General features: G+C 40.4%; 9 protein-coding genes and 1 riboswitch. All 9 genes read right to left on the minus strand.

Annotated features, from left to right (window positions below):
* Nucleotides 1–72: 72 nt before the first annotated feature.
* A complete protein-coding gene (locus O3793_RS04000) occupies nt 73–897 on the minus strand; it encodes a transporter substrate-binding domain-containing protein (RefSeq protein WP_371445817.1) in 825 nt (274 codons plus the stop codon).
* Nucleotides 898–1013: 116 nt separating this feature from the next.
* Nucleotides 1014–1157, minus strand: a riboswitch (Lysine riboswitch).
* A 669-nt stretch (nt 1158–1826) separates the two neighbouring features.
* Nucleotides 1827–4196: a phosphoketolase gene (locus tag O3793_RS04005; protein ID WP_371445819.1), complete on the minus strand. Its 2370-nt coding sequence runs from the start codon at nt 4194–4196 to the stop codon at nt 1827–1829.
* A gap of 393 nt (nt 4197–4589) precedes the next feature.
* Nucleotides 4590–5024: a peptide-methionine (R)-S-oxide reductase MsrB gene (gene msrB / locus O3793_RS04010; protein WP_371445821.1), complete on the minus strand. Its 435-nt coding sequence runs from the start codon at nt 5022–5024 to the stop codon at nt 4590–4592.
* An 11-nt stretch (nt 5025–5035) separates the two neighbouring features.
* The gene (mutL, locus tag O3793_RS04015; RefSeq protein WP_371445823.1) at nt 5036–6946 is read right to left on the minus strand and encodes a DNA mismatch repair endonuclease MutL; all 1911 of its coding nucleotides are present in this window, start codon (nt 6944–6946) and stop codon (nt 5036–5038) included.
* Between the two features lie 3 nt (nt 6947–6949).
* Nucleotides 6950–9505, minus strand: coding sequence for a DNA mismatch repair protein MutS (gene mutS, locus O3793_RS04020; RefSeq protein ID WP_371445825.1), 2556 nt, complete (start codon nt 9503–9505; stop codon nt 6950–6952).
* Between the two features lie 23 nt (nt 9506–9528).
* Nucleotides 9529–10326: a TIGR00282 family metallophosphoesterase gene (locus O3793_RS04025; RefSeq protein ID WP_371445827.1), complete on the minus strand. Its 798-nt coding sequence runs from the start codon at nt 10324–10326 to the stop codon at nt 9529–9531.
* A gap of 111 nt (nt 10327–10437) precedes the next feature.
* Nucleotides 10438–10761 (minus strand): branched-chain amino acid transporter permease, encoded by a 324-nt coding sequence (locus tag O3793_RS04030; RefSeq protein ID WP_371445829.1) that lies wholly within the window; start codon nt 10759–10761, stop codon nt 10438–10440.
* Nucleotides 10754–11452: an AzlC family ABC transporter permease gene (locus O3793_RS04035; protein ID WP_371445830.1), complete on the minus strand. Its 699-nt coding sequence runs from the start codon at nt 11450–11452 to the stop codon at nt 10754–10756. Before O3793_RS04035 ends, O3793_RS04030 begins: the two co-directional genes overlap by 8 nt.
* Before the next feature lie 74 nt (nt 11453–11526).
* Nucleotides 11527–13521 carry a transketolase gene (gene tkt, locus O3793_RS04040; protein WP_371445832.1) on the minus strand — a complete coding sequence of 665 codons (1995 nt, stop codon included), beginning with the start codon at nt 13519–13521 and terminating at the stop codon, nt 11527–11529.
* Between the last annotated feature and the right edge of the window lie 8 nt (nt 13522–13529).

A 13529-nucleotide genomic window follows, 5' to 3' on the forward strand; every position in this document is an offset into this window, starting at 1 on the left:
CAGAACGTTACACGTTCCTTCCGTCGTTTCGGTCCAGTGATTCAGTCCTGAGCGTTTGCCCTCGTATCCTTGTTATTCCGCTGCAGGTTGGTTTTTAATTGCTTCTTGCATGATTTGTTGACGTTCTTCGCTAGAGATTGTTTTTAATGCTTCATTGATTTGTTTTGTTAATGTGCTATCTTTTTTAACACCAACAGCTGTTTGTGTGTCTTCTGGTGATGTTTTGAAGCCATCTGTTAATTTAACCATTACGAAGTCGCTGTTTGCTGCTTGAGCAGAAATTGCTTCTGGTAATTCAGAAACGTAAGCGTCGATTGTTCCTGCTTGTAAAGCCACACGCATTGCTGGGAAGTTATCCATAGCAGCTTGTTTGTCAACACCTGTAATTTGGTCGATTACTGAGTAGTGGAAAGTGTTTAATTGAGCTGTTACTTTTGCACCAGCAAAATCTGCTAATGAAGTAGCGTTTGCATATTTAGAACCTTTTTTAACCACTAATACTAATTGTGAATCATAGTAAGAATCTGTAAAGTCGATTGTTGCTTTACGTTCTTCTGTAGGACTCATACCAGCAATGATCGCATCTATTTTACCTGAAACAAGCGCTGGTGTTAAGCCATCCCACTCAGTTTTTACAATTACTAATTCTTTTCCTAATTGTTTAGCCACACGTTTCGCGATTTCAACGTCGTAACCGCCAGCATATTGGTCAGTTCCTTGAATTTTCACAGCACCGTTTGAGTCATCTTTTTGAGTCCAGTTAAATGGTGGGTATCCTGCTTCCATCCCAACCACTAATTGGTTTTGGTTTGCTGTCCCTTGGCTAACAGGTGTGCCACACGCTGCTAATCCTACTGTCATTGCTAAAGCTGCAATTGCGCCTAAAATTTTTTTCATTTTCTTTCTCTCCTTCTCGATTATCAAACTGGTTCTCTCATAACACACAAAAAAGGAACCACGAACAAAAGCCGTGATTCCTCATAAAAAGTCATAAGTAGTCATTCTTTTGCCCGGTAATTGATTGCACTTCATGAGTATCTGGGCAGATATCATGACAGTGACTGACCTATTATGACCAGCCCCCAACGTTTTCACGTTTCGGCGAAATCCCCTTTCCAGTTTCCTGTACTCTTGTCATTCGCACCTCAGTTCAATAACCATTTGATTTAATTGATGAAAATAAATTAACATACATTTTCTTGAAAGTCAACACATATATTTTCATTTTTTTGAAAATGACTAACAAAAATATAATTAATATTATATTTCAAACGAGACTCGCTTACATACTTATACGCAGTAGCTGATTGGATAAAGCCTCATCACTCGTGATTTGCTTTATCCTAATCAGCCTTGCGGGGGTAAGACTACGAAGAAAATAGGACTCACACTGTGAGTCCTATTTTTTCTTCTGTCTTACTCCCAAAGGTGAGAGACTCATAGAGGCTCGAGCCGGTACAACATTACAGCTATTATAAAAAAATCCGCAAGGATTTGGAGTAATTACTTTCTCCTTTCCTCCTCCACTACCAGGTTGCCTTAGAAATGATCATTTTTCTGCACTAAAAAATAAATGATTACGAAGGAACTTCGAGTTTCTATAATCGCAGTGGTGGGGAATCGTATCAAATGCGAATTAGTAGGAGTTAGGAATTTATTCCATACTCTTACTTTGAGGCTTTGAAGGTGAGAGACTTCAGGCTCGAACCGGTACCCCACTACAGCGATTATAAAAGAAACCGAAGGTTCCGAAGTAATCATTTATAAAATATCTTTTTCTAAGCACAAAAAGAGTGCCTCATTTCTGAGGCACCCTGTTAGATGAATTATTTATTCACGTTTTCCCATTGCCAGTTCACAACTTCAGGAATATCTTCCCCGTGTTCACGGATGTAGCTGTGGTGGAATTCCACAGTTTCGTCCATTTTCGCAGCAAATTCGCTAGCTTTGTCGCCGTATACAGCAACTGCAGCGTCTTTAGCAACGTGGAAGCGGTCCATTTCAGATAATACACGCATATCGAATGGAGTTGTGATATCTCCGTTTTCACGGTATCCGTGGATATGAACGTTATGGTTGTGACGATCGAAGAATAAGTCACGAATCATACCTTCATAACCGTGGAAGCAGAATACGACTGGTTTGTCAGTAGTAAATAATTTGTCGAATTCTTCATCAGATAAACCACGAGGGTCCACTTTTGGAGAACGTAATTTCAAGATATCTACTACGTTGATGAAGCGAATCTTCAATTCTGGGAATTGTTTGTGCAAGATTGAAATACCTGCTAATGCTTCTAAGTTAGGTTCAGTACCTGCAGCAGCGATAACTACGTCTGGTTCTTCTCCTTCTTTCACTGTTGAAGCCCAATCAATTACTTTGTAACCTTCACGTACTAATTCTTTAGCTTCTTCTACTGAGTAGAATTGTGGACGTGGGTGTTTTGAAGAAACGATTAAGTTAATTTTATCTTCTGAACTTAAAGCTTCAGCCATAACAGCCATCAAGCTGTTTGTATCCGCTGGTAAGTATTCACGAACGAATTCAGGTTTTTTCTCAGCTAAGTGTGTTAATAAACCTGGATCTTGGTGAGTATATCCATTGTGGTCTTGTTGGAACACTGTTGATGTTGCAATCAAGTTTAATGATGGATAGTTTTTACGCCATGGAGCGTGAGTTTTAGCTTTACGTAACCATTTGAAGTGTTGAGTGATCATTGAGTCAACTACACGTAAGAATGATTCGTAAGATGCGAAGAATCCGTGACGACCTGTTAATACATACCCTTCTAAGAATCCTTCAGCTTGGTGTTCTGATAATTGTGAGTCGATAACACGACCAACTGGTGAAATCCATTCATCGTAGCTTTCGTCACGACGACCAACCCATTGACGGTTAGTTGCTTTGAAGACTTCGTTTAGACGGTTAGATTTAGTTTCGTCTGGTCCAAAGATACGGAAGTTATCTGGGTTAGCTTTTACTAAGTCAGCAGCAAATTTACCAAATTCAATCATATCTTGTTTTTGGATAGCACCTGGTTTAGATGTATCGATTGCATGTTTAGTCCAATCAGTAATTTCCATTGGTTTTACAACCCCTGCGTTAGTGATTGGGTTCATGCTCATACGACGTGGGCCTTTTGGAGAAATTTCAGCAATTTCTTCTACTAATTTACCATTTTCATCGAATAATTCTTCTGGACGGTATGATTTCAACCAGTCAACTAAAGCATCGATGTGTTCCATAGCTTCTCCAGATACTGGAATTGGAACTTGGTGAGCACGGAATCCGCCTTCGATTGGTTCATGGTTCCATTCTTTTGGACCTGTCCAACCTTTAGGAGTACGTACTACTAATACTGGCCAATGTGGCATTGTAGCTTCTTCGGCGCTCTTAGAACGAGCTTCTTTTTGAATCGCTTGGATTTTTTCAATAGCTTCATCTAATTTAGCAGCCATTAATGGGTGAACTTCTTTAGGATCTGTTCCTTCTACGAAGATTGGATCCCATCCTAAACCGTTGAAGTATTGAGTTAATTCTTCATCAGTACGACGAGCTAAAATAGTTGGGTTGTGGATTTTACCACCGTTTAAGTAAAGGATTGGTAATACTGCACCATCGTTTACTGGGTTGATGAATGTGTTTGAGAACCAACCAGCTGCTAAAGGACCAGTTTCTGCTTCTCCGTCACCGATAACTGCTGCTGCAATTACGTTAGGATTATCTAAAACAGCACCTGTAGCATGTGATAATGAGTAACCTAATTCTCCACCTTCGTGAATTGAACCAGGAGTTTCTGGAGCAGCGTGAGACGCAATTCCTCCAGGGAATGAGAAGATTTTACATAATTGTTTGAACCCTGCTTCATCTTGAGTGATTTGTGGGTATAACTCTGTGTAAGATCCATCTAAGTAAGAGTTAGAAACCATTACTTGTCCACCGTGACCTGGTCCTTCAATGTAGAACATATCTAAGTCATATTTATTAATAGCACGGTTTAAGTGTGCGTAAATAAAGTTTTGTCCTGCGATTGTTCCCCAGTGTCCGATTGGATGAAGTTTAACGTCTTCTTTTTGGATTGGACGACGTAAAAGTGGGTTATCTTTTAAGTACATTTGAGCTACTGAAATGTAGTTCGCTGCACGCCACCAAGCATCCACTTTTGCTAAGTATTCTGGTGTATCAAATTGTGTCATGTGTATTTGTCTTCCCTTCTTATTTTTGGCTTCTAAAGAAATTCGAAAATGGCGTTTCAAAAATCCTTCTTTTATTTACCGCAAAGTATTTACCATACCGAATTACGGGTGTCAAGAAGAATAACTAAAACGGTCATTGTTTTGATGTTTTTCGATTATCTTTAGGAAATATTCCTGTTTTTAGACCGTATTTCTACTAATCCAAAACGTTCATAATCACATTTATTTGACTATTTCAACTCGAATATTGATCATAACTCATCATCGAGTACTCTATTTTACCATTTTTTATGTTCATTCTGCAATAAAACGTTCATAAAAAGTCAGATAGGATCAAAAAAACCGAGGTGAAATTCCTCGGTTTTTCTATCTCAATAAGGCTCATTAAGATTTTTATTTAAAATATTGTAGAAATTCTCCGTATCCCTCTTCTTCCAACTTAGCAACTGGAATAAAGCGAAGAGATGCAGAATTGATGCAATAACGAAGGCCGCCTAATTCTTTTGGACCATCTTCGAAGACGTGTCCTAAATGCGAATCTGCTTGACCACTTCTCACTTCTGTTCTCTTACGGTTCAATTTGAAGTCTTCTTTTTCCGTTAGCGTTGTATTGTCAATTGGTTTTGAAAATGATGGCCAGCCGCAACCAGCATCAAATTTGTCTTTTGAACTGAAGAGCGGCTCTCCGCTAACGATATCTACATAGATTCCATCTTCATAGAAATCATCATATTCTCCTGAAAAAGGTCTTTCTGTGGCTTCATTTTGAGTCACTTCATATTGAATTTCTGTTAAACGTTTTTTTAGTTCTTCTTTTGAAAATTCCATCGTGGTTTCTCCTATTCAAATTGTTGTCGTTTCGACTGATGTGGATCTTGAATTCTCTTGAAGAGATGTTCCAAGTCCTTATTCGTTAAATGAACGAGTACGGGTCTTCCGTGCGGACAGTTATACGGATTGTTACATTTGGCTAAATCCACTAATAACTGACGTGCTTCCCATTCACTTAAATGATGGTTTGCCTTAATCGAACCTTTACAGCTCATCATAATCGCTGTAGCTTCTCTTAATTTAGCAACCGTAATTTTCTCGTCGGCCAAGATAAAATCGATAATTTCTTCGATAATCGCCTTTTCTTGCCCCTTCTTAATCCACGCTGGATGCGATTGAATTTGGAATGTGTTTTGCCCAAATGGCTCCATCTCGATTCCAAACTCTTCCACAAGCGATAATCGCTCTTCCAACTTCACGCTGTCCTTCTTCGAGAATTCTAGCAAAATTGGTACCATCAATGGCTGACTGACTCTACCGACTTGACCAATCTCCACCTTAAACTGCTCATACTTGATTCGTTCTTGAGCGGCATGTTGGTCAATCATATATAAGCCTTTTTCGTTTTGTGCAAATAAGTAAGTCCCATGCATTTGTCCAAAATAATGCAATTCTGGGAACTCTTTTTCAAATGATTGAGAGTTGATTTTCTCAGCCAACTTCAAGTAATCTGCATGGTCATCATGGCTATCCACGAGTTCTTCTTGCTCCACAGGTTCAACTGTCTGACTTACTTGAACCGGCGCATCATCGTTTGGAAGAACTTCGACTTCTTCTCTTACATTTTCAGTAAACGAAGGTTTTTCTATGCGATTAGATTCCGCAATAGGTGTCTTCAATTGCCACTCCAATGTTTGTTGGACTGGTTTTGGAGCCTCTACACGATTTTCTTTACGTTTGAAGGACAAGTCTTCAATCGATTCAGGAATGCGTTGGACGCCCTGTATTGCCTCTCTAATGGCTTTTTGAATCACCTGTGAGAGTTCTTGCTCTTTACTGATTCGCACTTCTTGTTTCGTTGGATGCACGTTCACATCAACAAGTTGCACGTCCATTTCAATCGAAATAATCGTAATCGGGAATCGTCCCACCATTAAGGTTGAGCCGTATCCAAGTGTAATAGCCTTTGCGATTGCCATATTGCGGATTGGTCGTCCATTAATGAAAATCGATAAGTAATTTCGGTTCGAACGTGTGAGTTCTGGGAGCGACGTATATCCTGACACTTTGAAATCTTCGTCTTCTCCACTGAAAGGTAACATCTTACGAGCGTTCACAGGACCAATATTTCCAGCGACTGCTTGAAGTAAATCCCCTTTTCCAGAAGTTTGTAACAACAGATTGCCGTCATTTTTTAACACAAAGGCAATTTCTGGGTGACTAAGAGACGCCTTACTCACGACATCGGTAATATGCGCTAATTCCGTTTGCAATGTACGAACGAATTTCAACCTAGCTGGTGTGTTATAAAATAAATCTTCAACAAGGAAAGTCGTTCCTTTTAATGGCGGAACAGTCTTCTCTTCTTTGATTTCACCAGATTCAATCTTCAACTCCACGCCGCTGTCTTCTCCGGTTGAAGTCGTCAGCGTCACTTTCGATACGGCTGTAATACTCGCCAAGGCTTCCCCACGGAACCCGAGTGTACGGATTCTAAAGAGTTGTTCCGGCGAATAGAGTTTACTCGTTGTATGACGTTTAATCGACATACGAGCATCCTCTTTCGTCATCCCGATTCCGTTATCTTGGATGCGAATCTTGCGAAGGCCACTCTCTTCGATGTCAATCTCGATTCGAGTACTTCCAGCGTCAATCGCGTTTTCGAGTAATTCCTTTACCACAGACGAAGGACGTTCGATGACTTCCCCTGCTGCAATCTGGTTTGTCAGTAATGTACTTAATTCTTTAATTGTTCCCATACACTACTCACCCTTTTCCATTTGTTGCCATTTATACAGGATGTTCATGGCATCCATTGGCGTCATGCTCATTAAGTTTAATCCTTTAAGTTCGTGAACCCATTCAGGAACCGTCGCTGTGTCTTCTTCAAAGAGCGACACTTGTTCTACAAAGGTGCTATTGTCACTTGCAGCCCCTTTAGCTTCTAAATGATTTAAAATCGTGCTGGCATTTTTCAATAGCTCTGTAGGAAGTCCAGCTAGTTTCGCCACATGAATCCCGTAACTCTTATCGGCTGGTCCTTCTAATACTTTATGCAAGAAGACCACTTCGCCATTTTCTTCAACGGCTCCCACATGCACATTGCGTAAATCTGCGTATTTTTCGCTAAGTCTTGTTAACTCGTGATAGTGTGTTGAGAATAATACTTTTGCAGATAAATGCTCGTGAATATACGTGATGATGGCTTCAGCAAGCGCCATTCCATCATACGTAGCTGTTCCACGTCCGATTTCGTCAAACAACAATAAGCTCGTTTCGTCTGCATTTCTGAGTGCGTGGTTTGTCTCCATCATCTCTACCATGAACGTACTTTGGCCAGAAATTAAATCATCGGCTGCCCCAATACGAGTAAAGATTTGCGTGAAGACTGGAATCGTTGCACTCTTTGCAGGTACAAAGCATCCGATTTGCGCCAAAATCACGCAGAGCGCCAATTGTCTCATGTAAGTTGATTTACCGGACATATTCGGCCCAGTAATCAGAAGAATATGTTCGTCTGGGCTCATTGAAATGCTATTTGGCACATACGTTGACTGTCCCATGACCTTTTCAACAACCGGATGGCGACCATCTTCAATCCAAAGTCTACGGTTCTTCATCGAAACCGTAGGCTTCACTAAGTGATAACGTTCGCTCACCACACTGAAGGCTTGTAAGACGTCGATGGTTGCGACAGTTTTAGCCAATTGTTGCAACTGGGCGGTATAGTGTTTCACCTGTTCACGCACTTCTACGAATAATTGATATTCGAGTGCACTTGATTTTTCTTCCGCTTCTAAAATCAGCGTTTCTTTTTCTTTTAATTCAGGCGTAATAAAACGTTCCGCATTCGCCAGCGTTTGTTTACGCTCATAGCGGCTGCTATCGAGTTTTGATAAATTCGATTTGGTCACTTCGATATAGTAGCCAAACACCTTGTTAAAACTAATCTTCAATGAACTAATGCCTGTTTGCTCACGTTCTTGTTGTTGGAGCGCGGCAATCCATTCTTTACCATGTTTCATGGTATCGCGATACGTATCGAGCGTCGCGTTATACCCTGAACGGATAATATTTCCATCTGAAATTGTAAGAGGTGCATCCTCGTCGATGGCACGGTCGATTAAATCATATAACTCAGGAATGTCGAATAAGTTTTCTCCAAGAGCACTCCATTCTTCTGAATCCAAGCTATCTACAATCGATTTAAAGATTGGCACTTGTCCAAGTGTTTGTTTGAGTTGCAAGAGGTCACGCGCATTGGCGGTTCCAAATGACACTTTCCCAACAATCCGTTCTAAGTCGTACACACGTTTCAATGTTTCAATAAAGTCTGTACGTTCAAAGTAATGTTGGTTCAATGTTTCCACAAGGGCATGGCGTTTTTGAATCGCTCCTTCTAATACAAGTGGTTTTTCAAGCCATTGTTTAAGGAGACGTCCCCCCATGGCTGTTTGCGTCTCGTCAAGGAACCAGAATAATGATCCATGTTTTTGATTGGCACGAATGGTTGTTGTTAACTCTAAGTTACGTTTTGTCTCATAATTCATTGAGAGATAGAACTCGCTTTGATACGCTTGCGCCTTTTGTAAGTGCGAGAAACTTCTCTTTTGAGTGAGTTTCAAGTAGCTGAGTAGATTTTGAACGCATCGGATAGAAGCTTCATCTTCTAGTTCTGAGACTAAGTCTGTGCAGTCTTCGCTGTCAATTTGGTCTTTTTCAATGGTTGAAATTAAGATTTGCATGCTTGTAAAGAGATGGCGAAGTTCTTCTGTTACATCACTATCGACAAGAACGACTTCACGACACATCAAGCTTGAGCATTCGCTACGCACTTCTTCCAAGTTCTCGAGTTGTGTCACTTTCAATTCCCCTGTAGACACATCCACATACGACAGTGCGAATCGTTTTCCAACAAGAGGTAAAATTGACACTAAATAATGGTTTTGATTTTGCGCTTGGTATTCTGTATACGTCCCTGGCGTCAAGACTTGAACAACGTCTCGCTTCACCATTCCCTTTGTCAGCTTTGGATCTTCCAACTGCTCACAAATGGCTACTTTCTTTCCAAGTTCAATCAGCGTTTTAATATATTCTTTTGCGGCATGATGAGGAACCCCACACATTGGAATTGGGTCCTCTGCATTTTTATTTCGACTTGTTAGTGTAATTTCGAGAAGTCTTGCTGCTTCAATCGCATCATCATAAAACAATTCATAGAAGTCACCTAGTCGATAGAACAATAAGCAATCAGGATACTTTTCTTTAATCGAAAAATACTGTTGCATCATCGGTGTGTGTTTCGTTTTTTGTGGCATTTCTGACTCTCTTTCTAATCTTTTTATTCAAAAAATGGTGCATCTGGAGTAATGCGAATCGGTTGAATCGATTTCGCTTTCCCCGTTTTGTCATCAATATCAATTAAACAAGCACTTAATTGGCCTTCATCGTCTTCAGCCACTTCAAATCGTGCTGGTAATTGATTGAGGAACTTCGTAATAATAATATCGCGTTCCATTCCGAGAATTCCGTTATACGGACCAGTCATTCCCACATCACAAAGGAAGGCTGTCCCCTGTGGAAGAACGCGGGCGTCATTTGTTGGGACATGCGTATGCGTTCCAACAACGGCTGATACTTTCCCGTCTAAGTACCAAGACAATGCTTGCTTTTCACTCGTTACTTCGGCATGGAAGTCGATAAAGATAATCGGTGTTCTCTTTTTAGCTTCTTCAACTACCTCAGTGATTTTGGCAAAAGGATCGTCCAACGGATTCATAAAGACACGGCCTTGCAAGTTAATCACTGCCACTTCTTTATCGTTACATTTTACATAAACGATTCCTTTTCCTGGAACTCCTGCTGGATAGTTCAGTGGTCGTACCATTTTTGTGGCATCTTCAATGAAATCAAAAATCGCTTTGTTATCAAAGGCATGATTTCCAAGTGTTACAACGTCTGCACCAGCCTGCAATAACTCCTTATAAATCTTCTCCGTAATCCCTTTTCCGTGGGCAGCATTTTCCCCATTAATGACGGTGATTTGTGGTTTATATTTTTTCTTTAATTTTGGGACGTATTGTGTGACCATCTCTCTTCCAAGAGAACCGACAACATCGCCAACGAATAATAATTTCATAAGAGTGCCTCTTTCTAAATCAATGTAGCTCTATTTTACCATAAAACAATGCTAGAAAATACCTAGATACAACCATGCACTAGATAGCTTAAATTAACATATATGTTAATTTCACATAACTTGTAATAAGACCATATAAATGACCGTTGGAACAAAGATGCTGAGCAGTGTATTCTCCTTCCACCATTGCAACAACACTACGATTGCGACTGCAATGATTTCTGGAATTCCAAAGGGTGCTTTTACAAACGAAATATCCTTTAGACAATAAACGACTAGAATTGTAATGATAGCTTGTGGAAGAACCGCAGAAATAAACTGCATGCGGTTCGATAAATTCGTTTGATTGCGGAGTACTAGAAATGGGAATAATCGAATCGCGAAAGTCACGACTCCACTCGTAACAAGAGCAAGAAAAATATACGTACTACTCATTTTCTTCCTCCTTCATTTGTAGTTTCTCACGTTCGAAGATTGCAATTAATCCAATCATCGTCGTGGCTAATGCGCACACAAGAAAATACTGTTTTCCAACAAAAATCAACCAGAAAATCGCACTCACTCCCCCAATGATAAATGGGAAATAGCGGTCTGCCTTTTTCAATTGGTTCACGAGAATCACCACAAAGAGTGCCGTCATAGAAAAATCGATGCCCTTTGTTGAAAACGGAAGGAATTCGCCGATAACAACTCCAATGACTGTGCCAAGAATCCAATAGAAATGGTTCAAGAGCCCAACATAGACCATAACGTTCTCATTGCCTTCAGTTTTTGTTTGTTTCATCCCCACTAATAACGAGAATGTTTCATCCGATAAGGCGAAGATTAAATAAAAAGCCTTCCACCCCAACTTTTTAAATTCCTCAATAAAGCTAACGCCGTAAAATAGCATTCTGGCATTAATAAATAAAGTCATTAAGGCAATCATCCAAAAACTCATCCCTGCACTCATAAATGAGACAAGGGCAAATTGCATGGAACCAGCATAAACAAATAGACTTGAAAAAATAGAAGCCCAAGCAGGAAATCCTTCTTGAGACATCAGAAGTGCAAATGCAATTCCTAAAAAGACATACCCGAAACAGATGGGTAAACTAATTGTAAATGCCTGTTTTAATTCTTTCATACATTCTCCTAAAAACAAAAAAAGATTGAAAGCCTGATATACCCAGACCTTCAATCTCTTATTTTAACTTATTTTTATAAAGATTTAAATGTATTCACTACATTTTCTACAGTGAATCCTAATGTTTCCATGACTTTGTTTCCGTTACCTGATAAACCGAAACGGTCGATTGTCACAGTTGCCCCATCAAGGCCAACGTATTGACCCCATCCGAAACTTGCGCCCATTTCAACGGCTACACGTTTACGAACATCGCTTGGTAATACTGATTCGCGATATTCTTTTGGTTGTTCTTCGAACAAGTTCATGGATGGCATTGATACAACAGATACATCAATCCCTTCTTCGGCAAGAACTTTTTGCGCTTCAATGGCAAGCGCCACTTCAGAACCTGTCGCAATCAAGATACCTTCTGGAGTATCGCATTTTTGTGGGCTAACCACATATGCCCCACGTTTCACACCTTCGTAAGCTAGTTCTTTTGAGTGTTCAAGAACTGGTAAGTTTTGACGTGAGAATACTAATACTGTTGGACGGTCTTTTGCTTCTACAGCTACTTTCCACGCAGCAGATACTTCGTTACCATCAGCAGGACGAATCACGTTTAAGTTTGGAGTTGCACGGAACGCTGCTAATTGTTCGATTGGTTCATGCGTTGGTCCATCTTCCCCAACCGCAATCGAGTCATGTGTATACACATAAATAGCTGGTAAGTGAGAGATTGCCGCAACACGCATTGCTGCTTTTAAGTAATCTGCGAATACGAAGAATGTACCTCCGTATACACGGTTACCACCATGAAGAAGCATACCGTTCATCGCAGCTCCCATTGCAAATTCACGAACCCCAAACCAGATGTTTCTTCCACCGTAATTTTCGTGTGAGAAGTCGCTGTCTGCTTTGTTCATTGTGTTGTTTGATGAAGAAAGGTCCGCAGATCCACCCCAGAAGAATGGAATGTGTTTTCCTAATTCTTGAATCGCAGCTTGACTTGTTACACGAGAAGCCATTGCTGGGCTACCAAATTCGTATGAAGGTAATACTTTTTCTAAGTCGACTTCGATGTTTTCTGCAAAGCTATCTTCGAATTCCTTTGCAAGTTCTGGATAAGCTTGTTTATAGTCGTCGAATAAAGTTTTCCATTCGTTGTAGTCATTTTCACCTGTTTGCACTAATAATTTGTCGAAACGGTGTTGCACTTCTTCTGGCACTTCAAATGGGCCATATTCCCATCCGTAGTTTGCTTTTGTAGAAGCAATGCCGTCAGGTCCTAAAGGAGCTCCGTGAACTTTATTTGTTCCTTGGTTTGGAGCACCGTAACCAATGATGGTTTTCACTTCGATAATCGTTGGTTTTTCTTTTTGGCATTGTGCTTCTTCGATAGCTTCAGCGATTTCGTCTAAATCATTTCCATCTTCAACACGGATATAATTCCAGCCTAAACCTTTGAAGCGTTTCTTCACGTCTTCAGTGAACACTTTATTTAATGGACCATCTAAGCAGATGTCATTTGAATCGTATAACACGATTAATTTGTTTAATTTCAATGTTCCAGCTAAAGATGCTGCCTCATAAGAAATACCTTCCATTAAGTCCCCGTCACCACATAATACATAAGTGTGGTGGTCAACTACTGGGTAGCCTTCACGGTTGAATTTTGCAGCTAGGTGCGCTTCAGCCATGGCCATCCCAACAGCATTAGCGAACCCTTGGCCAAGGGGACCCGTTGTTGCATCTACCCCATCCGTGTCATGTACTTCTGGGTGTCCAGGTGTTTTACTTCCAAGTTGACGGAAGTTTTTCACATCTTCAATCGATAAATCATAGCCTGATAAATATAATAAGGCATATAACATTGCAGATCCATGACCTGCTGATAATACAAAGCGATCGCGATCGACCCAAGTAGAACGTTTTGGGTTAACTTTCAAATATTTAGACCAAAGTACATAAGCCATTGGTGCCGCACCCATTGGAAGACCAGGGTGTCCTGAATTCGCAGCTTGAATCGCATCCATACTTAGTGTACGAATCGTATTCACTGCTAGTTGATCGGTTTTATCAAACATACAATCAC

This window comes from Granulicatella sp. 20925_1_28 (assembly GCF_041433575.1).
In the GTDB taxonomy this organism is placed as follows: Bacteria; Bacillota; Bacilli; order Lactobacillales; family Aerococcaceae; genus Granulicatella.

What these genes read in the sequence shown, in the direction of transcription:
- O3793_RS04030 (WP_371445829.1), bottom strand. Translation starts at nt 10,761, where the DNA reads ATGAGTAGTACGTATATTTTTCTTGCTCTTGTTACGAGTGGAGTCGTG.
- O3793_RS04035 (WP_371445830.1), bottom strand. Translation starts at nt 11,452, where the DNA reads ATGAAAGAATTAAAACAGGCATTTACAATTAGTTTACCCATCTGTTTC.
- O3793_RS04000 (WP_371445817.1), bottom strand. Translation starts at nt 897, where the DNA reads ATGAAAAAAATTTTAGGCGCAATTGCAGCTTTAGCAATGACAGTAGGA.
- mutL (WP_371445823.1), bottom strand. Translation starts at nt 6,946, where the DNA reads ATGGGAACAATTAAAGAATTAAGTACATTACTGACAAACCAGATTGCA.
- mutS (WP_371445825.1), bottom strand. Translation starts at nt 9,505, where the DNA reads ATGCCACAAAAAACGAAACACACACCGATGATGCAACAGTATTTTTCG.
- O3793_RS04005 (WP_371445819.1), bottom strand. Translation starts at nt 4,196, where the DNA reads ATGACACAATTTGATACACCAGAATACTTAGCAAAAGTGGATGCTTGG.
- O3793_RS04025 (WP_371445827.1), bottom strand. Translation starts at nt 10,326, where the DNA reads ATGAAATTATTATTCGTTGGCGATGTTGTCGGTTCTCTTGGAAGAGAG.
- msrB (WP_371445821.1), bottom strand. Translation starts at nt 5,024, where the DNA reads ATGGAATTTTCAAAAGAAGAACTAAAAAAACGTTTAACAGAAATTCAA.
- tkt (WP_371445832.1), bottom strand. Translation starts at nt 13,521, where the DNA reads ATGTTTGATAAAACCGATCAACTAGCAGTGAATACGATTCGTACACTA.